20 protein-coding genes are annotated in these 21,994 nt (G+C 39.6%); 5 read left to right on the plus strand and 15 right to left on the minus strand.

Features of this window, described 5'->3' with window-relative positions; genetic code table 11:
- Positions 1–5 precede the first annotated feature (5 nt).
- The 3 genes from rseP to D0T56_RS07255 are packed head-to-tail and all read right to left on the minus strand — an operon-like array spanning position 6 to position 3,395.
- Positions 6–1,340: an RIP metalloprotease RseP gene (gene rseP / locus D0T56_RS07245; protein ID WP_163319478.1), complete on the minus strand. Its 1,335-nt coding sequence runs from the start codon at positions 1,338–1,340 to the stop codon at positions 6–8.
- A gap of 22 nt (positions 1,341–1,362) precedes the next feature.
- Positions 1,363–2,511: a 1-deoxy-D-xylulose-5-phosphate reductoisomerase gene (locus D0T56_RS07250; RefSeq protein ID WP_163319479.1), complete on the minus strand. Its 1,149-nt coding sequence runs from the start codon at positions 2,509–2,511 to the stop codon at positions 1,363–1,365.
- An 8-nt stretch (positions 2,512–2,519) separates the two neighbouring features.
- The gene (locus tag D0T56_RS07255) at positions 2,520–3,395 is read right to left on the minus strand and encodes a murein hydrolase activator EnvC (protein ID WP_163319480.1); all 876 of its coding nucleotides are present in this window, start codon (positions 3,393–3,395) and stop codon (positions 2,520–2,522) included.
- 451 nt (positions 3,396–3,846) lie between these two features.
- Between D0T56_RS07255 and D0T56_RS07260 the strand changes: the two genes are divergently transcribed.
- Together D0T56_RS07260 and D0T56_RS07265 are read left to right on the plus strand one after the other, a co-directional pair.
- Positions 3,847–5,049, plus strand: a complete 1,203-nt coding sequence (locus D0T56_RS07260) for a pyridoxal phosphate-dependent aminotransferase family protein (protein ID WP_163319481.1) — start codon at positions 3,847–3,849, stop codon at positions 5,047–5,049.
- 115 nt (positions 5,050–5,164) lie between these two features.
- Positions 5,165–6,484 carry a gliding motility-associated C-terminal domain-containing protein gene (locus D0T56_RS07265; protein ID WP_163319482.1) on the plus strand — a complete coding sequence of 440 codons (1,320 nt, stop codon included), beginning with the start codon at positions 5,165–5,167 and terminating at the stop codon, positions 6,482–6,484.
- 1 nt (position 6,485) lies between these two features.
- On the opposite strand, the gene D0T56_RS07270 is transcribed toward D0T56_RS07265, so the two are convergent.
- The 4 genes from D0T56_RS07270 to D0T56_RS07285 form a co-directional block, all read right to left on the minus strand.
- The gene (locus D0T56_RS07270) at positions 6,486–8,828 is read right to left on the minus strand and encodes an ATP-dependent helicase (RefSeq protein WP_163319483.1); all 2,343 of its coding nucleotides are present in this window, start codon (positions 8,826–8,828) and stop codon (positions 6,486–6,488) included.
- 115 nt (positions 8,829–8,943) lie between these two features.
- Positions 8,944–9,420 carry a single-stranded DNA-binding protein gene (locus D0T56_RS07275; RefSeq protein WP_163319484.1) on the minus strand — a complete coding sequence of 159 codons (477 nt, stop codon included), beginning with the start codon at positions 9,418–9,420 and terminating at the stop codon, positions 8,944–8,946.
- A gap of 58 nt (positions 9,421–9,478) precedes the next feature.
- Positions 9,479–10,024 carry a mechanosensitive ion channel domain-containing protein gene (locus D0T56_RS07280; protein WP_163319485.1) on the minus strand — a complete coding sequence of 182 codons (546 nt, stop codon included), beginning with the start codon at positions 10,022–10,024 and terminating at the stop codon, positions 9,479–9,481.
- Between the two features lie 1,025 nt (positions 10,025–11,049).
- Positions 11,050–11,427: a VOC family protein gene (locus tag D0T56_RS07285; protein WP_163319486.1), complete on the minus strand. Its 378-nt coding sequence runs from the start codon at positions 11,425–11,427 to the stop codon at positions 11,050–11,052.
- 288 nt (positions 11,428–11,715) lie between these two features.
- Between D0T56_RS07285 and D0T56_RS07290 the strand changes: the two genes are divergently transcribed.
- On the plus strand, positions 11,716–12,036 hold the full coding sequence (locus D0T56_RS07290; protein ID WP_163319487.1) for a DUF3784 domain-containing protein: 321 nt from the start codon (positions 11,716–11,718) through the stop codon (positions 12,034–12,036).
- A 99-nt stretch (positions 12,037–12,135) separates the two neighbouring features.
- Here D0T56_RS07290 and D0T56_RS07295 read toward each other — a convergent pair whose 3' ends face one another.
- Positions 12,136–12,855, minus strand: a complete 720-nt coding sequence (locus D0T56_RS07295; RefSeq protein WP_163319488.1) for an MBL fold metallo-hydrolase — start codon at positions 12,853–12,855, stop codon at positions 12,136–12,138.
- The gene (locus D0T56_RS07300; protein ID WP_163319489.1) at positions 12,852–13,673 is read right to left on the minus strand and encodes a hypothetical protein; all 822 of its coding nucleotides are present in this window, start codon (positions 13,671–13,673) and stop codon (positions 12,852–12,854) included. Before D0T56_RS07300 ends, D0T56_RS07295 begins: the two co-directional genes overlap by 4 nt.
- Positions 13,674–13,998: 325 nt before the next feature.
- Here D0T56_RS07300 and D0T56_RS07305 point away from each other — a divergent pair, with 325 nt between their 5' ends.
- Positions 13,999–14,853, plus strand: coding sequence for an SH3 domain-containing protein (locus D0T56_RS07305; RefSeq protein ID WP_163319490.1), 855 nt, complete (start codon positions 13,999–14,001; stop codon positions 14,851–14,853).
- Positions 14,854–14,922: 69 nt separating this feature from the next.
- Here the strand turns inward: D0T56_RS07305 and D0T56_RS07310 are convergent, their stop codons facing one another.
- From D0T56_RS07310 to D0T56_RS07335, 6 genes are all read right to left on the minus strand, one after another.
- Entirely contained in the window at positions 14,923–16,191 is a 1,269-nt protein-coding gene (locus D0T56_RS07310; RefSeq protein WP_163319491.1) for a hypothetical protein, read from the minus strand.
- Positions 16,192–16,216: 25 nt separating this feature from the next.
- Complete coding sequence (locus tag D0T56_RS07315) at positions 16,217–16,624, minus strand: PaaI family thioesterase (RefSeq protein ID WP_163319492.1); 408 nt, start codon at positions 16,622–16,624, stop codon at positions 16,217–16,219.
- Between the two features lie 103 nt (positions 16,625–16,727).
- Positions 16,728–17,234 carry a thioredoxin gene (gene trxA / locus D0T56_RS07320; RefSeq protein WP_185153856.1) on the minus strand — a complete coding sequence of 169 codons (507 nt, stop codon included), beginning with the start codon at positions 17,232–17,234 and terminating at the stop codon, positions 16,728–16,730.
- Positions 17,221–17,439, minus strand: a complete 219-nt coding sequence (locus tag D0T56_RS07325) for a DUF6132 family protein (RefSeq protein ID WP_163319493.1) — start codon at positions 17,437–17,439, stop codon at positions 17,221–17,223. Before D0T56_RS07325 ends, trxA begins: the two co-directional genes overlap by 14 nt.
- 288 nt (positions 17,440–17,727) lie before the next feature.
- Positions 17,728–20,169, minus strand: a complete 2,442-nt coding sequence (locus tag D0T56_RS07330; RefSeq protein WP_163319494.1) for a CoA-disulfide reductase — start codon at positions 20,167–20,169, stop codon at positions 17,728–17,730.
- A 7-nt stretch (positions 20,170–20,176) separates the two neighbouring features.
- Entirely contained in the window at positions 20,177–20,536 is a 360-nt protein-coding gene (locus D0T56_RS07335; RefSeq protein ID WP_163319495.1) for a MarR family winged helix-turn-helix transcriptional regulator, read from the minus strand.
- Between the two features lie 213 nt (positions 20,537–20,749).
- Here D0T56_RS07335 and D0T56_RS07340 point away from each other — a divergent pair, with 213 nt between their 5' ends.
- Positions 20,750–21,988, plus strand: a complete 1,239-nt coding sequence (locus D0T56_RS07340; RefSeq protein WP_163319496.1) for an MFS transporter — start codon at positions 20,750–20,752, stop codon at positions 21,986–21,988.
- Positions 21,989–21,994 lie beyond the last annotated feature (6 nt).

Genomic DNA, 21,994 nt, shown 5'->3' on the forward strand with positions numbered 1-21,994 from the left:
ATTCATCATTTTATAAAGAATCTATATACATCATTTCCATTTGCATAAATCAACAATGCAAACAATAGAATCATACCCGCATATTGTGCATATTCCATAAACTTTTCGTTTGGTTTACGGCGGGTTATAACCTCATAAAGCAAAAACATAACATGCCCTCCGTCGAGCGCAGGGATAGGAAGAATATTCATCACTGCTAGGATGATAGACAGAAATGCTGTCATAAACCAGAATGCCTGCCAATCCCAAGTCGCTGAAAACAAACTACCAATAGCACCAAAACCTCCAAGGCTTTTCACCCCTTCCGATGTAAAGACAAAACGGAATTGAGCAATATACCCTTGCAGTGTTTCTTTAGCCAAAGTCAGACCTGCCGGAAAAGACGCAAAAAAGCCATACTTATCATGCCTTAATGCTCCGGGATCAACAACCTGCACGGTAAAACCTAATTTGCCTAAAGAATCTATCTGGGCACTGGTTTTATATCTTGTTCCGTCACGATAGAAACGCATATCGACCCTGTTCGATTTATTCTCACTAAGCAAAGTTGTCATTTCCGAAAAAGATTTCACCTCTTTTCCGTTAATGGAAATTATACTGTCGCCCTTAATTAATCCGCACATGAAGGCATTACTTTTCGGCACAACACTATCTATAACAGCCGGCACAATAGGCTGAAAAGCCACCTTTTTGGATGCAATCAGCTTATCGGCAAAATCTTCTGCCATTGTCAATGTTATCTGCTCCCCATTACGGTCAACCACTATCTGACGTGCCTCGGCAAACTGCATATAAGTGTTCAGGAACAATGTTCTATCATCATACATTTTCAGCTCTTGACCATCGGCACTGATTATTCGATCTCCATCCTGAAAACCAGCATCCTTAGCCACATCACTAAAAGACATACCCCGTTTGAGGTCTTTAAAAGCCACGTAGTTGTCACCCCATGCAAACGTTATCATGGAATATATAAAAACCGCAAGAATTACATTGAACAAAACACCGCCGACCATCACCAGAAGACGCTGCCATGCAGGTTTTGAACGGAATTCATACGGCTGAGGAGGTTGAGCCATCTGTTCTTTGTCCATCGACTCGTCAATCATGCCCGATATCTTTACGTATCCGCCAAGCGGCAACCAACCGATACCATATTCTGTATCACTGTTTTTAGGTTTATATTTGAATAGGTGAAATCCGGCATCAAAGAAAAGATAGAATTTTTCAACCTTGATTTTAAACAGCCGGGCAAACAAAAAATGTCCGAACTCGTGAATAATGACCAAGATTGATAAACTCAGAATAAGTTGTAACGCTTTTATAAAAAAAGTTTCCATTCGTTTTTGTTAGTATATAAATTTATATAAGTTCGGAGGCTATTCTACGAGCCTCCTCATTCGATTCGACATAATCCTCATAAGTTGGTTTACCAACAAACGAGGCTTTTTGCATTGTTTTTTCTATAATATCGCTCATCTCCAGAAAGCCTGTCTTTTCTCTCAGGAAAGCGTCTACTACAATTTCGTTTGCAGCATTCAATATGCAAGACATATTTCCGCCTATCCGTGCCGCTTCAAAAGCAAAAGCCAGATTTCGGAACTTATCCATATCCGGTTTTTCGAAAGTCATTGTACCCAGTTTGAACAAATCTAACCTCTCGAAACTTGATTTCAACCTGAATGGATATGCCAACGCATACTGTATAGGCAGACGCATATCGGGCAAACCCATCTGTGCAATAACCGAAGAATCTTCAAATTGCACCATCGAGTGTATAATTGACTGAGGATGAACCACTACTTCTACCTGATCGGGCGAAAGTCCGAAAAGCCACTTGGCTTCTATCATCTCAAAGCCTTTGTTCATCAAGGACGCTGAGTCAATGGTGATCTTCGCACCCATATCCCAGTTAGGATGTTTTAAAGCCTCACGCTTAGTCACTTTCGACAGCTCTTCTTTCGACATATTTCGGAAAGGTCCTCCCGAAGCCGTAAGCAAAATTTTCTCAACAGGACTGTTTTCGCCAACCAAGCACTGAAATATGGCCGAATGTTCCGAATCGACAGGCAGTATGGGTGTTTTATATTCCAACGCCAATTCGGTAATAAGCTCACCTGCAACAACAAGCGTCTCCTTATTAGCCAATGCGATCGTCTTTTTTGCTTTTATCGCACTTATTGTTGATGCCAAGCCGCAATAGCCTACCATTGCCGTTAAAACGATGTCTATCGGTTCGCTCTGCACAACCTGTACGATGGACTCCATACCTGTCCATACTTTTACAGGCATATCGGCAAGAGCGTCTTTCAAGGCTTGATATTTTGCTTCGTTTGCAATGACTACAACCTCAGGCTGAAATTCCCTGGCCTGTTTTATCAGCAAATCCACACTGTTGTTGGCAGTGATGGCATAAACCTCAAACTTATCGGGGTGCTCGCGCACAACATCCAAGGCCTGCGTTCCGATGGAACCGGTTGAACCTAATATTGCGAGTCTCCGTTTCTTCATTTCCATAATTAGAACGAAATATAATTTTCGGGATTTACAGGACTTCCTTTATACCACAGTTCGAAATGTAAGTTTGCCTTACCTTGTCCCTTTTCTTCTTTTCCCACAATAGCAAGAGCTTCCCCTGTGCTAACGCGGTCGCCCAAGTCTTTCAACAACATGGCGTTATTTTTGTAAATGGATATAAACCCGTTTTTGTGTTGCACTTGTATAACATACCCGTCGGCATCATATCCGGCAAAAACAACCGTACCCTCCAATGTTGCCACAACGCTTTCTTTCGGAGCAGTTATCATATCTATACCGAAATGGCGTGCGCCTATGTCGAACGGTCTTTTCACCAATCCTTTCACCGGACGGAAGAAAGTCATTCCTTCAACCATCGGGGTGGCTGAATTTGCAGCCGATTGAATATTATACTTTTCTTCTTCTTCGTAATTCTCTACAAATTCCCGTTCCGCATCCGACGGCAACAGTAATTTATCGTCGGGAGCCACCAACATAGAATCGGGCAGGTACTTGATCGAGTCGGTCTGCACTTTACCCTCAAAAGCCAAACGGATATTTTGGAGGTAAGCCTCCTGATATTGTCCACTTCTTTCCAGCGAATCGACCTGAATAGCCGACCTTATGGCTTGTTCCCTAATTTCAGAATCCAGATAACCGGGCAAATAGTTCCTGATTGGTGTAGAAATAATGATAATTGACGTTAAAGAAATCAGCAAGAGGGCAAAAGCCACAACCACAACAGCACCCGAAAACCACGAAATGCGCATTTTCCAAGTTTCGGACAGCGTATTTTCATTTATTATAGACACTTTATACTTAAAGTGTATCCGCTTCCAAAAGTCGTGTTTTTTCTTTTTATCCCTTCTTCTGTTCATTAAATATTATTACCAAAACAAGATTGCAAATTTATAAAAAAGATATGCAATACCTTACATGTAGGCAAGACATATTACTTAAATAAATCAAAAAAGCTAATTATGCCAATCTGTAATTGAAAAACGTTGGTTTGTTTTCGATATTGTGTCGGGGCGAATAAACATTCGCCCTGATATTCGGGTGTAAAATTTCACATCCTTATGACAACAATATCACCCGAAAACAGCCTCTGTCTGAGAAATAACAACTTTCAGAAAATAAGTAAACAAGAGTTAATTACAGAACTCAAACAAGCTGTTTCCAAAAAAAGTAGAATAAATGAAGTCCAAAATAAAAAAAAATAGCTATTTTTGCAGCCTGCTTTTTTGTGAACATTACAAATATGTATAAAAAGTGTTGCAAGAATGCAGTTATAACTTAAAATAAAAGGATTTTGTTATAATATTTATTATGAATCTATTAAAAGAAAAAATGTTTAAATACGACGCTGCTCGTAATGCTCGCGCGGCAGGTATTTATCCTTATTTCAGAGAGATCCAAAGTGATCAGGATACTGAAGTTACAATCAATGGAAAGAAAGTCCTGATGTTTGGCTCAAACGCCTACCTTGGATTAACTAATCACCCAAAAGTTATAGAAGCCTCCATCAATGCTACCAAAAAATATGGTACAGGAATGGCAGGCTCTCGTTTTTTAAACGGGACTCTTGATATTCATACCGAACTGGAAAATAAACTGGCAAACTTTGTAGGAAAAGAAGATGCTTTGGTTTATTCTACCGGATTCAATGTAAATCAAGGTGTTATAGGCTGCATTACGGGGCGTGAAGACTATATCATTTGGGATGAGCTCGACCATGCTTCCATCATTGAAGGAAACAGAGCATCTTTGTCGAACAAACTGAAATTCAGACACAACGACATGGAATCGCTCGAAAAACAACTTCAAAAATGCGAGGCCGACAAGGTTAAACTAATTGTTGTAGATGGCGTATTCAGCATGGAGGGCGATGTTATCAACCTTCCTGAGCTGGTAAAATTAGCAAAAAAATACAATGCCAATGTGATGATTGACGAAGCTCACGGACTTGGAGTTATGGGACGTAACAACAACGGAAAAGGTGTTCACGACCATTATGGCTTGACCGATGACATGGACCTGATTATGGGAACATTCAGCAAATCGCTGGCTTCTATTGGTGGATTTATAGCAGCAGATGAGGCTACGATAGACTATCTTCGCCACAATTCTCGCCCATATATTTTCAGTGCCAGCATCACTCCGGGAGCCACAGCAGCTGCCTCTGCCGCATTAGACATACTGATTGCCGAACCGGAAAGAGTAAAGAACCTTTGGGACAATACACACTACGCATTGGAAGGATTCCGCCAGATGGGATGCGAAATAGGACACACTTCAACACCTATTATCCCGCTGTTTATCCGCAACAATGAAAAAACATTTATGATAACAAAAGCCTTGTTTGAAGAGGGAATATTCGTCAATCCGGTGGTTTCGCCGGCAGTTGCACCTAAAGATACGCTTATCCGCTTCTCACTGATGGCAACACACACGAAAGAACAGGTTGACATGGCTATTGAAAAGATCGGTGTCATCTTCAAGAAGTTTGAAGTAATGAATGTTCTTGCCTAAAAAACAGAAGAGAATACAGGAAATAACAATTTCTTACAAAATAAAACAAACCCTCTAACGTTAAATTCTTTAGAGGGTTTTTATTTTTTTCAAATAAACGTATTACATTTATAAAATGAAACGCTTACTGTTTATATTCTTCGTTACACTTTTTTGCCACAGTGCTATGGCTCAGCAATTTGAAGCAACAGGTGGAATTGGTGTTCCGCACAGGGAGACTCCGAAAGGCAGTACCGGTATTACGGCGATCTACTTTTTCAATACGCTGAATGGAGCAAAGATAACTTACACAGAAATAAACTCCGGCGCACGATTTTATAAATACAAACAAAACAAAGAATCGGAAAGAACCCCAATTCCCGAATCCGACATAGAAAGAGACAGCTTCAATGGCAGCATAACTATTCATAATCTGGAAGATAGCTATGGTTATTGGGCCGAGGGAGTGGGCATGTCGCAAAAAGTGTTGTGGATCATCGACTACACGCAACATTTACCCCAATTTAACTCTATCACGCCCGTAGAATCGGGTGACAAATGCGAATATCTGAAACTATTGATAGACAAATCCGACAAACTGATTTACTACACGACCGGAGGTATCCCTACCGAAATAGAGCGGAAATACACCATTTCTTACACCGATTTATCGTGGAAAGAAACAAATCTTGCTTTTCTGGAAGAAACTAGAACCAAGGATATTACCATAGAACCCGAAGTTAATATTACAGCGCCTCTGAAAAACACCAATTTTACGATAACCGGCGACCAGTATGCAGGATATCTGGGTATGGACAAGCAAACTTTTACTTCCGAACTATATCAGGCTCAGGCCACCGAAGCGCACATAGAGGCTGTGTGGCACGAGGAAGAATCGGGTGAACAAAACATAGATGCGGGAGATAAAGATCAATATCCTACCCCCGCCAGATTCTCTTTTTACGGGCATACAAATGAGCCGGTAGTTGAATGGTTCAAGTGGGAAGTGTTCAACAAAAATGACATGCACAACTGGATAGTCAGCTATACCGACAAAGATATGTCTTACACGTTCGACAGGGAGGGCGATTTTGTTATTGCATTCACAGTTGGCAGATATGGCGATCAGAGTTGCAAATATTCCGACTCGGTATATGTCAGCATTTCTGACACGAAACTGGAAGTCCCCAATTTCTTCACTCCTGACGACAGTCCCGGCGTGAACGATGAATTTAAAGTGGCATACAGGTCGATCACCAAATTTAAATGCACGATCTTCAATAGCTGGGGCAATAAATTGTACGAGTGGACTGACCCCTCGAAGGGTTGGGATGGTAAATACAAAGGAAAACTCGTTAATACAGGTGCTTACTACTACGTTATCGAATATACCGATTCGAGAGGTAAAAAGAGGCATAAAGCAGGAGATGTCAATATCTTGCGAATGAAAAAATAGGTTATCCAACAATTTCGAAACGGGCAAATTTGAGCAGCAATTGCTTCACTCCAGCATTTTCAAATTCTACTGTCGCTTTCCGACTATCTGGATCGCCCGATACGGCAGTTACCTTACCGATACCAAACCGCTCATGTTTGATGATAGCTCCCACAGCCACATCGCCGGCAGATGTTTGTGCAGATAGTTTTGGTTTTGCATGTCTTACATTCACCATATTGGATGAGGGTTGAGACGGCTTAGGTGTATCAGCATTTTGCCGGGGTGGAAAGTCTTGTTGAGATGCTTCCCTGTTTTCCCTGTCTTTCTTCACCTTATCCCAGAACGATCCGTATTGTTTTTCTTCCGGTGCAAAAATATTGGATGATCCCAAGACACCGCCATTTACGTTCAAATATTCGGAATCCACATCTCGTAAAAAACGACTCGGATTGCATGGATTGGTTTTTCCGTTACGAAAACGGCTCTTTGCATAAGAAAGCATACAAAACTCCTCGGCACGGGTCAACGCCACATAAAACAATCGGCGTTCTTCTTCCAATCCTCTGAATTCGGCTTTTGCCATTGCCGACGGAAACAAATCTTCCTCCAGTCCTACAACAAATACATTCTTAAATTCCAGGCCTTTAGCTGCATGAATGGTCATCATCGTCACTTTTTCCTGTTCCGATTCCTTGTCTGTGTCCTGATCGGTCAGCAAAGAAACTTCCGACAAGAAATCCATTAAGCCGATATTTTCAATGCCTTCTTCCTGACGAGATTCGCAAAACTCGTGAATACCGGAAAGAAGTTCCTGTAAGTTTTCCTGACGGCTCATTCCTTCGGGAGTCCTATCCGTGTATGCCTCTTGCGCCATACCACTTTGCTTCACTATCAGGCTTGCCAATTCGTAAGCCGACAGTTCCTGCAACTGCTCAATAAAAGCATCTATGATTTCTTTGAAACCGGTCAGTTTTTTAGCCGTACCTGCGTTAACATTCAGATTGTAGCCTAAAATATCGCCTATCACTTTCCACATACTGACATTGTGCAGACGGGCAGCGTCGGCAATCTTGTCAACGGTTGTTTTCCCTATTCCACGAGCGGGAAAGTTCACTATCCGTTTAAAGGCTTCCTCGTCATAAGGGTTCACCACCATTCGGAAGTATGCTATCACATCCTTGATTTCCTTACGCTGATAGAACGAAAGTCCGCCATAAATACGATAGGGAATATTTTTTTTCCGTAATGCTTCTTCAAAAATACGGGATTGAGCGTTAGTTCGGTACAGGATTACAAAATCGGAATAAGACTGTAGTTTATCTCTGCGCAAATCCATTATCCGGTTGGCAACAATCACCCCTTCTTCAAAATCGGAAAAAGCACTTGTCACTTCTATTTTCTCGCCTTCTTCTTTCTCTGAAAATACCGTCTTTTTTATTTGGTCTACATTTCGGCTGATAACACTATTTGCCGCATTTACAATATTTTGTGTCGATCTGTAATTTTGCTCAAGTTTAAAAATGCGTGCTTCGGGATAATCTTTCTCAAAATTAAGAATATTATCAATATTCGCCCCCCGAAAAGAATAGATGCTTTGCGCATCGTCACCCACAACGGCTATGCGATGATGCTTATCGGCAAGTTTCTTAATAATATTGTATTGAGAACGGTTTGTGTCTTGATACTCATCCACCAGAATAAACTGAAAACGCTCTTGATAAGAAGCCAGAACATCCGGAAAATCACGGAACAAGACATTTGTATAATACAAAAGATCGTCGAAGTCCATCGTATTCGAAGCCTTCAATCTCTGATTATAAGCCTTATAAATATCTTTCGTATGAGGAATACGAGCTTTCTGGTCGTATTCCATCTGTTCCCGGCTATTGGCATAAGCATCGGGCGAGACAAGGTAGTTTTTTGCTTTCGAGATAATTCCTTGTATGCTTGCCGGCTTATAGACCTTATCGTCCAACTGCATTTCTTTGATGATGGTTTTCACCAGATTGCGCGAGTCGGCCGAGTCGAAGATGGTAAACGTAGATTGAAATCCAAGTTTTTCTGCTTCTGCCCTCAACATTCTGGAAAAAATGGAGTGAAAAGTTCCCATCCACAACCGTCGGGCGATATTTTCGCCGACTAATTCGCCTATGCGTGCCCTCATTTCGCGTGCCGCTTTATTCGTAAAAGTGAGAGCTAAAATATTGTAAGGAGACAGCCTAAGTTTCAGCATATAAGCTATTTTGACGGTAAGCACACGGGTTTTTCCCGAACCTGCCCCTGCTACAATCAGGGAAGGCCCGTCGCAAAATTCAACGGCATCTCGCTGCGATTTATTTAGTTGTTGAAGTAAATTTTCCATTCTCTACTGTAAAGTGAAAACAAAGATATATAAACAAAAAAAGACACCGACACAATTCTACAAAAATTGTACCGATGCCTTACTATATTTTTGAATCAGTCGGATAAAAATCCAATCAGAATGGCAAATCGTCTGCGTCGTCGCTTCCGCCAAAAGGCTCTGTTGCTTGCTGTTGCGTATTATTGTTGGCCTGAGGTTGAGATTGCTGCTGTGCAGGCTGACTGAAAGATGCCGAATCGCCCGACGCCGGATTATCTCCCCTACGACCAAGAAGTTCCATATTGTCGGCATAGATTTCAGTCATGTATCTTTTCACCCCATTCTGATCGTCATAAGAGCGTGTACGTATTTTCCCCTCAATATACAATGGAGTCCCTTTCTTCACAAATTGTTCGGCAATCTTAGCCAGGCCACGCCAACACACAATGTTGTGCCATTCGGTACGGTCCGGAACCTGTGTCCCGTTAGCTGCGGTGTAGCCTCTCTCTGTTGTTGCCAACGGAAAATTAACTACCGCACTGCCATTATCAAAATATCTCACGTCAGGGTCTTTCCCTACATTTCCTATCAGTATTACTTTATTTACAGACATATACGACTATTATTTATATTTTTGGAAAGAACAAATATAAGTAAATTTTACCAGATGCTTACTCTTTAAACTCGAAGTTTTCGTCTTCCCCTTTTTTCTTGCTCCGCAATGGTTCGCCCACCGAAACAGCTTTCTGCAAGAACAACGAATTAGGGTATATAACCGACTCGCCCTCGTCGGTTCTCAGGTAAGTATGAAAAGTCCTGATATCGGTTATCTCGGCATCTTCGGGAGTATCGTTGTCATGAATACGTATACGGTCGCCAATTCGGAATGGGGAGGTGAAAAATATTATCAATCCGGCGGTTATATTGCTAAGCATCGACCATTGGGCAAACATTGCCACACCAATGATCGCAAAAATGGACGACAGTGCCAAGAAAATATTTTTCGGATCGACACCCCAGATAATGATTATCGCTATGACACAAGTCAGGTTGATCAAGATTTGTATGATGTGGATTATCTGGTTTGTTCTCGATTCCAACCTTTTATTTATTCGTGCATATTTTCTTATCAGTTTGCGTGCAACAAATTTCATAGAGGGCATCATCAAGAATAGTATTCCTGTGACTATTATTTGTATCAGATATTGTTCGATCATAAGTTTATCACATAAAAAGAGAACTTCAAAAGTAGCAATAATAACATTGACTGTAAAATTAACAATGAAGTCATCTAGACTTTTTAAATTATACTTAATTTTTGAGTTTTTGTCATGTTGAACGTAGTGAAACATCTAAAAAACAGATCCTTCGATACTCTCAGGATGACAAAATTGAATAAAACGAAAAAGTCTAGACGGTTTCAATATAAACAGGTTGAACACATTATTTGTTTAAATATAATTACGAATACATTAGATATTCTATCGAATAATTATTTTCAGCGATTCAACCGTAATTTTATTTCCTTCACTCATCTTTCGTTTACGTATTTTATCCACATACTTACGTTTGCCAACCCACATTAACCTAAAATCCCAACCAAAAGTAAAAATACAAAGGATCCATAAAAAACAAGGATATATTATTGATTATAACCACATTACACTTATATGGTATGTATAACGCATCAAGGTGCCATTTTAGAGGTTTTCCTTTGTGTAATTTATACAAACTCCATAAAGGTTATCGTTATGGTTCATTATTTTTCCGCCAATCAGAAAGAATATAAATGCCAGATAATGTGAAATTTACCTATGGATGTAGGAAACGGCCCTAGCTTTTAAAGTCACTAAAAAAGCAATCGGATTTTAAGAAATTTAAAAAATTTGGTGTAACATTATCGTATGTATATCATGACCAATCAAACAACCCTATTGCGACTGTATATTTAACACCTGAAGATTACAAATAAAGGTCTTCCATCGACAACGAATATAGAAAGTTTAAAAGTTTATGCGACGGAAGTTTTACGATACGCATCTTGATAAAAATAAGAATAACAAAAGGAAGATTACCTTCGTCCCCTCATGAGCAAGTCTCAATTGAGCACGATCTCTTTTCTTTCCATACCCATATTTACATTGCTTATAGTCTGAAACGTCCATAAGTATACACACAAAGATAACAATGAAAGCGATAACTACCGTGAAAAGTGAATCGACTATATTTGTAAAATCTTGCATTACTTGGCAGGTAATACTTCAATCCAGTAATCATCCGGATCGTTGATGAAATACAAGCCCATACTGTGATTCTCGAAGCAAACACAATTCATTTCTTTGTGGTACTTGCGCACTTCGTCGTAATCTCCTGCAACACGAAAACACAGGTGACTTTCGTTTTCGCCCAGTTCGTAAGGCTCTTTATGATCGCGCAACCATGTCAGTTCGAGCGAGAAAGGAGAAACTCCGTCCGAAAGATATACCAGAATGAACGAGCCGTCTCCCGCTTCTTTCCTGCGGGCTTCTTTCAATCCTAATGCCTTGTTGTAGAACTCTATACTTTTGTCCAGATTGGAGACATTGATGTTGAAATGATCGAATTTTGCTTTTATTTCCATAATCTTGATACCTTTATTTTTGATGAATTGCAATGATACAATATTTCTTCCATTATTGCAATAATAAATGGACCTGCGAGGCCATATCCAATGCCTGTTTCATTTCTTGCCAACCTTAGGTTTTCCCTGTTCTTCAGAAAGATGAATATTGCGTAATCATTGTGTTTTTAAAGCGTTAAATGAGTAAACAAAAATACAAAAATAAAACTTCAATATGTATATAATCTCTCATCTAAAATAGTATTTTTACAGAAGAGAAATGAATACATAGAAATTAACTTTTGGAAAATGAATTCTGTTTTACCTGTTTATATCGTATTGTTTGTTGTATTATTAGCCATAACAATAGTTTTTTACCTCAACAAAGGAGAATCTCTTGTTGCAGGTTATAACACTATGAAAGATGAAGAAAAGGAAAAATACGATAAAGAAAAGATATTTAGATTTATGCGTAGGGTTATGCTGGCATATACGATCAGTATTCTGTGTCTTATACTCAAAGAAACTTTAAAGATAAAAGGATTGGAAGTGCTTGGATTTTCTATTTTGACGATTGCATCTATATACTTGATCATCTCTATATTCAGACCTGAAAAAATGATGAAATAATAGCGCGTCGTATGATTTGGCTCCTACACTTCCTGCATCTTCTTCTTTCATTCTTCGCCCAAAGGAGGAGCTGTTTTACTTCCTATTTAAATAAACAATCTAAAAATCAATGCTCTGCCCTTTCTGCTTGATGGCAAAGAAGCGTGAGTTTTTCTTTTCAGCATAACTTTCAAATGCGTTTGCTTTATCATATTCAAGTCCAAAGTGCATGGGGGCGAATACGTCAGCCTCTATCTTGTCAAGAAACTGCTTTGCACCCAGCATATAATCGCTACCCAAACGGGAATCGACAGGAAACATAGCTAAATCAAGGTGATTTGCCGATTGTGCCAGCAGGCTTAATTCATCCAGATAATATTTTTCAGCCTCCGAAATTTCCTCAGGAGTAGATTCGTCTTTCCAATGCCAGTTGTTAAGGTCGCCGGCATGGAATATTTTTTTACCTTCGACCTCAATCAGAAAAGAGATGCCTATATCGGTTGAGCCAAATGCTTTTACTTTGAGTGTATCATCTTCGTATATATCCAATTTATTCATGTAAACGGCATCATTCTGTTTTGCCAGCCTTTCATGTAGAATGTCGCTAGAGAAAATGTATTTAATGTTTGGATATTTTTCTTTCCATCCTAAAATTTCAGGATTAAAATGGTCGGCATGTGAGTGTGTGGATAATACGTAAATATGTTTTTCATTTTTAGCCAACTCCTGATGGGTTACTCCCTCAGTGTTGTTGGGTGCATCTTTGTAATAATCTATAATGATGGAAATATTATCTGTCTCGATCACAAAACAACTGTGAAAAACATATGTTAGCTTCATTTTTCTTCTTTTATTGTTACTCTCTTATAACAAAAATTGTTGTCATTGGTTTCTATTTTAAGAAGGAAAGTTTTATCATCAGCCCAAATAACTTCGGAACAGCTCTTTTCATTATTGTCGTCAGCACTGTTATTCAGTTTCAATGATGAATAGTTTGCATAAGAATATATCCCGTTTTCATTATTGATTTTAATTATGAAAACGGATGGTATATTATCACTATATTCGTATGTTGTGAAAAAGACCAGAAATTTATTATCAGGCGATACTATGGGTGGAGAAACAGGCCCATCTGTGCCGGAATCCATTAGGTAATGAATATTGGTGAGACTATCTACCCATGTTGAAGCTCCTATCAGCATTTCGCCCGATCCCCAATCTTCTAAGATGTATAACCGTAAATCGGGAATATAGCCTTTGTACTGAACCCACCATTTGGGGTATTTATCCGTGTTGGTCATGATGTCAAAAGTTGGATATACGACTTGTTTTCCCATTACTTTAATGGCGATAGAATCTTTGGTTGGGTTTGTGTGTATATACGAAGAATCTGTAATAAATTTGGTGCGGTATATTTTTTTATACTTATCATATTCATTTTCTGAAATATCTTCCATATTAGAACTGTCAAGAAGTGTTTCGTCGGAAAAGCCAAGATAAACTATATCATCAGGCATTGGATATTTTGTTGTCTGTTCATCATCCGAATGCTGTGGTTCTGTTACTGCTGTGGTTGGACTATCTCCATTCTTTGTGTTGGCAGAATTGCATGATATCAGAAATATACTCGATATAAGTATGTAAAGTAAAGTTTTCATGTGTTCTTCGTTTTCAGTAAAACAAAAATACAGATTAAAATCTTTAATTGATATATTGTCTCTTATAAATTATGCGAATCAGTATTTGACAAATGTTGGTCTAAATTCGACGTTTTTCGGGTGGAGTAGGGGGCAGGGTTCTGCTCTGCCCGAAAGTAGGAGGGTAAAATTTTACGCCCGAAAAGAAAAATATATGCGGGCGAATGTTTATTCGCCCCTACACAATATCGAAAACAAACCAACACTTTTATTATAGTAAATTCAACTATTGATTCATATAAATTATTAATTTTGGCGAATTAATTTACTTAACACATTTCAGTTTATGAAAATACGTATTTTATCTCTACTTACATTGGTGTTGAGTTCAATATCAATATATGCTCAGAATTCAGGTTTTTACTACTATAATGATAGCGCAGAAGCAAATAAACGATACATATACTCTAATATCGCAAATGTAAGATCAGGTGCAGGAACAGGCTATGAGGGAATAGACAAATTGCCTTGTGGACACGAAGTTGCGATTTTTGCTCAGGCAAAAGAATCTAGTGTAATTGATGATCTGCAAGGTTATTGGGTGAAAATAAGGTATGAAAAAGATGGCGAAACAAAAGAAGGATATCTTTGGGATCAAAACCTGTCGTATACTCAGTTGCGTAGAGGGAATGTGAAGTTTGTTTTTGGATTGAATGGCACAAAGAAAAAAGATGAAGATTACACTGTTGCTGAGGCTGGGGTGAAAGCTGTAAAAGACAACGAAATAGTTTCGCAGAAGAATTTTGAAGTGGGAGCACATTCTGCTATTCATGGACGTGTTCTTCCTCAAACAGGACTGTCGGGAGCCGAACAAGTGATAGAACTTACATACGGTGGTGAGGCTTGTGGTATTCCTACTGACAATTTTTATTTCGTGTGGACAGGGACAGAACTTGTTCATCTGATCAGGACTACAAGTGTTGGGGATAGTGGTATTTATGGTTATTGGGAGACTTTGGTATTTCCAGAACAGCATCGGTTCGAGGATATTGTAGTGAAAATGATTGGGCAGTATGAAGAAGATGAGACTCGGACAAATCCGAGTACCGGAGACTATGAATTAATATACAGATATAAAACAGAAATGTATAAATGGAATGGTCGTAAATTATCTCAGATAGATCAGAATTGGAAAGAATAACACGGAGAAAATAAGAACAGCCTGAATGTCAATATTCAGGCCGCTTTGATATTCATAAGAAATTTATTTTTAGAAGATATATTGAACACCCACCTGATAACCGATATAAAGTTGTTGAAGTTTAGAATCTCCATGTTTTTTCCATAACGAATGACTGGGGAACATCTTTTTATCGTCCATGTCTTTCGATTGCATGTAGTTAATGCTAGGCCCTCCAAAAATTTCAAAATGAGGAGACAACCTGAAAGCCGGCAATAGAGAATAACCGGTTTGATAAGTATAATCGTCAGCATCGGAAAATGCGTTGAAAGAGGTGAATTTGATTTCGTTGTTTATTTTCATCCAAGGAAAGAGATTGATGTGTGCACCAAAACCACCTTCAAATGCGAATGAGTCGTGTTTTGCTTTGTGATTGTAACCCAATCCGACGATACCATAAAGCACTCTTCCTCCTGAACGGAATGTTGCCATTGTGCTCCCTATTTCGTTGTAGGTGACAGCAATGCCTTTTTCTCCGTTTTTTATCAGGTTAACCAATCCTACGGGGTAATCACTTTCGTCTGCAATGTTGACTAAAATACCTACCTGCGTACCCGTTACTCTTTTCGCCTTATTGAATATCCCTGCAATTTGAGAGCCTTTCACATCGTTGGCTTTGTTTGCCAAACCTGCTATCTGAACACCTTTTACGTTGTCGGCAACATTCATTAGACCTGCAATCTGGAATCCCCGGACATTGTCGGCAAGGTTCAGTAAACCGGAAAATTGAGCGCTGACGTCGTTTGCAGTGTTAATCAATCCGGCAGCTTGCACACCATTTACATTATTGGCGGCGTTTAACAATCCTGAGAATTGTATTCCGTTTACGTTATTTGCAGCGTTAATCAGTCCACCGGCTTGCAACCCTTTGAAGTTATCAGACATATTCATTAATCCGCCGAATTGTAGTCCTTTAAAGTTGTTCACTGCATTAAATAATCCTGCAAATTGTAGACCGTTGTAGTCTTTGCCTACCGTATTTACCAGTCCTGCAAACATAATGCCCTTTCCATTATTGCCGATACCGTTATAAAGTCCTGCCAGTTGTAGTCCGTTAGCATCATTCTTTATAATATTTGCCAAGCCTGCAAAAGCGAAAGCTTTTTCGTTTCGCGATTCTCCTGCCAGAAGGCTGAATGATACATCGTTTGTGTATTCCTTGGCCTTGTCTCCGTTGGTGCTTAGGGGTGGAAATATACTGAAATGGAAAGCACTTTCTTTTTCATTATCATCCGATTGGGAAAACAACACTTCATTGCTTAATAAGCAGAGTGTAATTAGTAATAATAGTTTTTTCATTAAATTGATTATTAAATTTCGATTTTTACTTTAAAGCATCAAAAGGCAGTTCTATTTCTTTTCTGTAGCCTGTGCCACTGAATGTTGCGATCAATTCGCCCGCTTCGTTTTTTACCTCAACTTCGCAACTTGCTATTCGTTTATGACTGAATATTTCGCGAGCTTCGGCATACAAGAATCCCGATCTTTCCGATTTGAAAAAATTGATATTTGAGTTTATTGAAAATGTCAGTTGTGCATGGCTATTTGTTGCTACGCCGAAAGCAAAATCTGCAAGAGTGAATATTGCTCCACCTTGACATACTCCGCCTGCATTCAGGTGAGATGGTTTTATCTCCATTCGGGCTTTTGCATAGCCGTTTTCAATTTCGAGCAATTCTACTCCGGTCATTTTTGCAAATTCATCTTGCTCGAAATATTCTTTTACTTTCATAATCTTACATCTAGTTTTTGTGCAAAAGTAAGTTAATTTGGATAGGTTGCCAAAATCATAAAAATGAAAAGCCTCACCATAATGAGGGTGAGGCTTTCGGTCTTTATTTATTCAGCAGTATTTTATCTATTGCCGATTTTAATTCAGGTTTAGGAACTGCTCCCTGCGACATTTGAGGCTGTCCGTTCATTGGAATGAAGAGCAAGCTCGGAATACTTCTTATCCCGAAAAGTGCAGCAAGTTCCTGTTCTTTATCCGTATCTATTTTGTAAATATATATTTGATCGCCATATTCGGCGGCAAGTTCTTCCAGGGTTGGCGCTATTGCTTTGCATGGTCCACACCAATCGGCATAAAAGTCAATCAACGCAGGCTTGTCTCCCAGATATTTCCATTCGGGATTTGCTTCATAATTAGCCACTTTAGTCAAGAATTCGGTTTTTGTCAATTTTATTGTTTTCATATTACTTCCTTTTTTCGTTCTGTTTTCGTTACTTTCTATTTTAACAATTTCATTGTCTTTTTGTTCTTTGTTTGTTTCTTTCTTGCAGGAAATGAGCAATATAGCTATTGCTAAAAATAGAGCTGCGGATAGTTTACTTGTTTTCATTACTCGGTTGTTTTTTTAATATACTTAATAATAATGCACCCATTATTGCACCCCAGAGCATACTCATCTTTGGTGATGAAGTGATAGGGCAACTTCCACTTGTGCATCCAACGAAATACCAATAGAGATATCCGCTTGTTGCGCCCATTGCAGCACCGGCCAGATAAAGCCAGTTTTGTTTTAATATATTCCTGATTCTTTTCATTTTATTATTTCTCCTTTCTCTTATATAAATAATGCCAATCAGTAGCTGAGAACTCTTGGTTTTATTCGTCATTTTCCGGGTGGAGTAGAACCCCACCCCTACAATCAAATGGGATATTGTTGTAGGGGCAGGGCTCTGCTCTGCCCGAAATGTTTGTCATGCTGAGCAACGCGAAGCATCTATAAAAACAGATACTTCACTCCGTTCAAGATGACAAATCGAAAAACTTTGGGTTCTCTATATCTTTGCGGTTTGCTTAATTTAAACCAACACTTTTCAACTACTGATTCATATAAATAAATTGACGTTCGCATTTTCGGCTCTGTCCAAATAAGCTGCAACTCCTCCGATAGTGATATCGTCCATCAGTTCTTCTTTTTTTATACCCATAACATCCATCGACATGGAACAGGCAATGAATTCAACCCCATTTTCTTTTGCTTGTTGCATCAACGACTCCAAACTGTCAATGTTTTTCTTTTTCATGATGTAGCGCATCATTTTACCGCCTAGTCCTCCCATATTCATTTTCGATAAGCCTAGTTTTTTGCTGCCGGAAGCTAGCATCAAGCCAAACATTTTTCCGAAAAAATCCTTTTCTACTTTGGGTTTGTTCGCTTTCTTTATCACATTCAACCCCCAGAAGGTGAAAAAGATACTTACCTTCTTGTTCGATGCCGCAGCACCATTGGCAATAACAAACGAAGCCAAAGCTCTGTCGAGATCGTCGCTGAAAACTACAAGTGTTTTATTATCCCTGACTGATACTGTGTTTTTCGGCTCTTCTTTAGGAAGTTTCTCGATTGTTGCCGTTATTATTCCTTTAGAATTTTCCATACTCACAACTTTCGCACCCACCATTCTGCTCCATCCGTTAAGGTCTTCGCCGAAAGCCTGATCGGTCACTTTTATTTCCAGGCGATCGCCGACGCCTATTTGGTCGAAATTCTTTTTCAATTGCATTATCGGACCCGGACATTGCAAGCCGCAGGCATTTATTGATACGGTTTTCATACCATCGGTTCTTGTTATTGGTTTGTTGTTTTCATTTTGCTCTTGAAAAGCATTTTGAGTAGACTGGCTTCCATCTACGGATGACTGTGTTTTGTATCCGCCCGAAAGGTTATAAATATTATCATAACCATTCTGAGTCAGGATTCGTGAGGCAACATACCCTCTTTTTCCCACAGCACAGTAGAGTATAATCTTCTTGTCTTTGGGTATCTCAGTCAGCCTGTTGCGCAAATCATCCAAAGGAATATTTATCGAGCCTTTGATATTTCCCATTTCATGCTCATTCTTTGAACGGGTGTCAAGCAAAATATACTCCGATGCTGCGAGTTTCTGCACATCTTTCCAGTGTATAATTTTTACTTTTTCTTTCAATATATTTTCGGCAACAAACCCTGCCATGTTTACAGGGTCTTTTGCTCCTGAATAGGGTGGGGCATAGGCGTGCTCTATTTCCTGCAAATCGTAGATTGTTCCACCATTCTTTATAACCTGAGCAAGCAGGTCGATTCGTTTGTCAACACCGTCAAATCCAACAACTTGTGCGCCTAATAGTTTCCCGTCATTTGGTGAAAAGTTTATCATGATGGAAAGGGGCAACGCATTGGGATAATAATCGGCATGCGAATTGCCATGTGTGAAAGACGAATGATGAGCAATCCCTTCCCTGTCGAGGAGCTTGGATGAAGCACCTGCTGCCGAAACAGTCAGGTCAAATACTTTTGCAATGGATGTTCCAATGGTTCCGATATATTTATGCTTATTTCCTTCCAGAATGTTGTCGGCAACAATGCGAGCCTGTTTGTTGGCAGGTCCGGCAAGAGGTATCAGCATATGCTTGCCAATGACAGGATTAAACACTTCTGCCGCATCACCTAAGGCGTAAACATCTTTGTCGGATGTTTGCATGTAATCGTCTGTTTTTATACCGCCCAGCGAGCCGAGTTCTATCCCTGCATCTTTGGCTAATCTTGATTCGGGTTTCACGCCTATACTCAGAATAACCATATCGGCGGGTATGCTTTTTCCACTTTCCAATTGTACGGTTATCCGGCTTCCATTGTCATCGAAGCCCGTTACATTTTCACCCAAAAGCAACCCGATGTTTTTACTCTTAAGATGCTGGTGAACCATCGAAGCCATCGAAAAATCGAGTGGAGCCATCACCTGATCGGCTTTTTCAACAACGCAGACATCCACTCCGGCATCATGAAGATTTTCAACCATTTCCAACCCGATAAAGCCACCACCTATAACTACTGCCCGTTGAGGTTTGTTTTCAGTAATGTATTTTTTTATCCTGTCTGTATCGGGTACATTTCTCAAAGAGAAAATCTTATCGTTTTCTATTCCATTGATTGGTGGTTTTATAGGCTCTGCACCTGTGGATATCACCAATTTATCGTAACTTTCGTCGTATGTTTCATCTTTCTGCCGATTGCGTACTGTTACGGTCTTTTCTTTCAGGTTTATTGCCGTGACTTCCGACATTATCCTGACGTCAATTTTCAGATGTTGGGCAAACCCATCGGCAGTTTGAACAAACAATCGGTCTCTGTCGGCGATTGTTCCTCCGATGTAATATGGCAAGCCACAATTGGCGTAAGAAATATATTCGCCCCGTTCGAAAAGGACTATCTCTGCGCTTTCATCCATCCTTCTAAGACGGGCAGCAACTGTTGCGCCTCCCGCAACACCTCCTATTATCAATACTTTCATATCTATCTTATTCTATTATTTTATTTAGTTGTACGGCCAACGCCGAGAAATCCATCTCTTTAGCCAACATTTCTTTTACTTTTTCTTTACCCGATTTTGTGAGAGTGAAAATCATCTGCCGTTTATCATTAGTGCCCATCTCACGGGCAATGTATCCTTTCGATTCCACAGTGTTTATAACCTTCGAAACCCTTGAATTTGATAAACCTACGAAACCGCACAAATCGTTGGCCGATTTAGGTTTGCCATCTTTCAGGCAACACAGTATCATGCCCTCGTTGATGGTGATTCCGTTTGTTTCGGAAAATTCTTTCTCAAAATTGTAAAGAGCCTTATATATATCTTTTAATTTGCAAATTGCTTCCATATGTAAATATTTTCTAGTATGAAATATTTGCAAAGGAAAGTATTGTATCTTATAAAAACAAATTAAATTGGTTATTTTATGTTGAATTAAGTTTCAAAAACTTGCTACCTTTACACTGTTTTTTTCTGACTTTGATGTCAAAAATGTGCATTTAGGGAACAAAAAAGATAATTATTACGTTAAGTTTGGGTGTGTTTGTAGAGTAATTAAGATATGAATCCGACAAGTAAACCTAAGTTGTGGTCGATGGGCTTTCTGAATGTCTGTTTGGCCAATTTTTTGATGGCATGCTCTTTCAATTTGCTGATGCCGTCTATTCCGTTATATATAACCGAAGTGTTGAATATACCTCAGACCAAGACAGGTATAGTGCTGGCTTCGTATGCTATTGCGATACTGATTATCCGACCGTTTTCGGGTTATATTGTGGATATGTTTTCACGAAAGAAGATATTGCTCATAAGTTTCGTGTGTTATGTACTGATCTTTTTCGGATATTTCAATTTTTCGGCCGAACTGGTATACAAAGGTGTAGAAAAACTGCTGGGTGTTTCGCTTGACTTTTACACAACCGTTCTGATTCTTTTCATAATTGTCCGTTTTTTTCATGGAATGGCGTGGGGTATGTCTACGGTTTCTTCAAGCACGTTGGCCATTGATGTTGTGCCGTCGGAGCGACGAGCAGAAGGCATTGGCTATTACGGAACATTTATGAATGTGGCAATGGCTGTTGGTCCTTTCATCGCTATTCATATTTACCATGAAAGTGGCTTTTCCACTTTGTTGTGGTGTGCCATAGGTATGGGAGTTTTAGGAGTTCTTGCTGCAGCAATGATAAAGGCTCCTATACGCCAACCTCAGAAAAGGGAACGTCTTTCTTTCGACCGTTTCTTTCTGCTTCCGGCTTTTCCTATATTTCTCAATCAGCTTTTGCCTTGCTTTGCGTGGGGCACAATAGGTCCCTTTGTTGCGCAATATGGCAAGGAGGTTGATGTTCCTAACGCAGGAATTTTCTTTTTGTTTTGGGCGGGAGGAATCATTGCGTCACGAATCTTTGCCGGAAAACTGGTTGATAGAGGCTATATTCATCTGGTGAATGTGGTGGCTATGGGCATTGTGGCTGTTGCATTTTTCTCTTTTGCTCTGATTCATAATATATATGCGTTCTGTGCATCGGGGTTATTCATCGGTGTTGGTTTTGGGATGATGTTTCCCGCTTTGCAAACGTTATATATCAATATGGCGGAAAACAATCAACGGGGCACAGCCAATTCAACCTATTTGGTAGCGTTCGATCTCGGACTCGCTCTTGGAATGTTGGTGGGAGGATATATTTCAGGAATCTACTCCTTCGAGGGTTTGTATATGACCGGAGCTGTTCTTTGCTGCTTGAGTATTGTTGTCTATTGGACAATTACTCGCCGAGTGTTTGAGAAGAAGCGACTTAGATAATAGTTC

The sequence above is a fragment of the Dysgonomonas sp. 520 genome (genome assembly GCF_010501095.1).
Lineage (GTDB): Bacteria > Bacteroidota > Bacteroidia > Bacteroidales > Dysgonomonadaceae > QVMP01.

Coding starts and splice junctions, on each gene's coding strand:
- rseP (WP_163319478.1), bottom strand. CDS start 1,340: ATGGAAACTTTTTTTATAAAAGCGTTACAACTTATTCTGAGTTTATCA.
- D0T56_RS07250 (WP_163319479.1), bottom strand. CDS start 2,511: ATGAAGAAACGGAGACTCGCAATATTAGGTTCAACCGGTTCCATCGGA.
- D0T56_RS07255 (WP_163319480.1), bottom strand. CDS start 3,395: ATGAACAGAAGAAGGGATAAAAAGAAAAAACACGACTTTTGGAAGCGG.
- D0T56_RS07260 (WP_163319481.1), top strand. CDS start 3,847: ATGAATCTATTAAAAGAAAAAATGTTTAAATACGACGCTGCTCGTAAT.
- D0T56_RS07265 (WP_163319482.1), top strand. CDS start 5,165: ATGAAACGCTTACTGTTTATATTCTTCGTTACACTTTTTTGCCACAGT.
- D0T56_RS07270 (WP_163319483.1), bottom strand. CDS start 8,828: ATGGAAAATTTACTTCAACAACTAAATAAATCGCAGCGAGATGCCGTT.
- D0T56_RS07275 (WP_163319484.1), bottom strand. CDS start 9,420: ATGTCTGTAAATAAAGTAATACTGATAGGAAATGTAGGGAAAGACCCT.
- D0T56_RS07280 (WP_163319485.1), bottom strand. CDS start 10,024: ATGATCGAACAATATCTGATACAAATAATAGTCACAGGAATACTATTC.
- D0T56_RS07285 (WP_163319486.1), bottom strand. CDS start 11,427: ATGGAAATAAAAGCAAAATTCGATCATTTCAACATCAATGTCTCCAAT.
- D0T56_RS07290 (WP_163319487.1), top strand. CDS start 11,716: ATGAATTCTGTTTTACCTGTTTATATCGTATTGTTTGTTGTATTATTA.
- D0T56_RS07295 (WP_163319488.1), bottom strand. CDS start 12,855: ATGAAGCTAACATATGTTTTTCACAGTTGTTTTGTGATCGAGACAGAT.
- D0T56_RS07300 (WP_163319489.1), bottom strand. CDS start 13,673: ATGAAAACTTTACTTTACATACTTATATCGAGTATATTTCTGATATCA.
- D0T56_RS07305 (WP_163319490.1), top strand. CDS start 13,999: ATGAAAATACGTATTTTATCTCTACTTACATTGGTGTTGAGTTCAATA.
- D0T56_RS07310 (WP_163319491.1), bottom strand. CDS start 16,191: ATGAAAAAACTATTATTACTAATTACACTCTGCTTATTAAGCAATGAA.
- D0T56_RS07315 (WP_163319492.1), bottom strand. CDS start 16,624: ATGAAAGTAAAAGAATATTTCGAGCAAGATGAATTTGCAAAAATGACC.
- trxA (WP_185153856.1), bottom strand. CDS start 17,234: ATGAAAACAAGTAAACTATCCGCAGCTCTATTTTTAGCAATAGCTATA.
- D0T56_RS07325 (WP_163319493.1), bottom strand. CDS start 17,439: ATGAAAAGAATCAGGAATATATTAAAACAAAACTGGCTTTATCTGGCC.
- D0T56_RS07330 (WP_163319494.1), bottom strand. CDS start 20,169: ATGAAAGTATTGATAATAGGAGGTGTTGCGGGAGGCGCAACAGTTGCT.
- D0T56_RS07335 (WP_163319495.1), bottom strand. CDS start 20,536: ATGGAAGCAATTTGCAAATTAAAAGATATATATAAGGCTCTTTACAAT.
- D0T56_RS07340 (WP_163319496.1), top strand. CDS start 20,750: ATGAATCCGACAAGTAAACCTAAGTTGTGGTCGATGGGCTTTCTGAAT.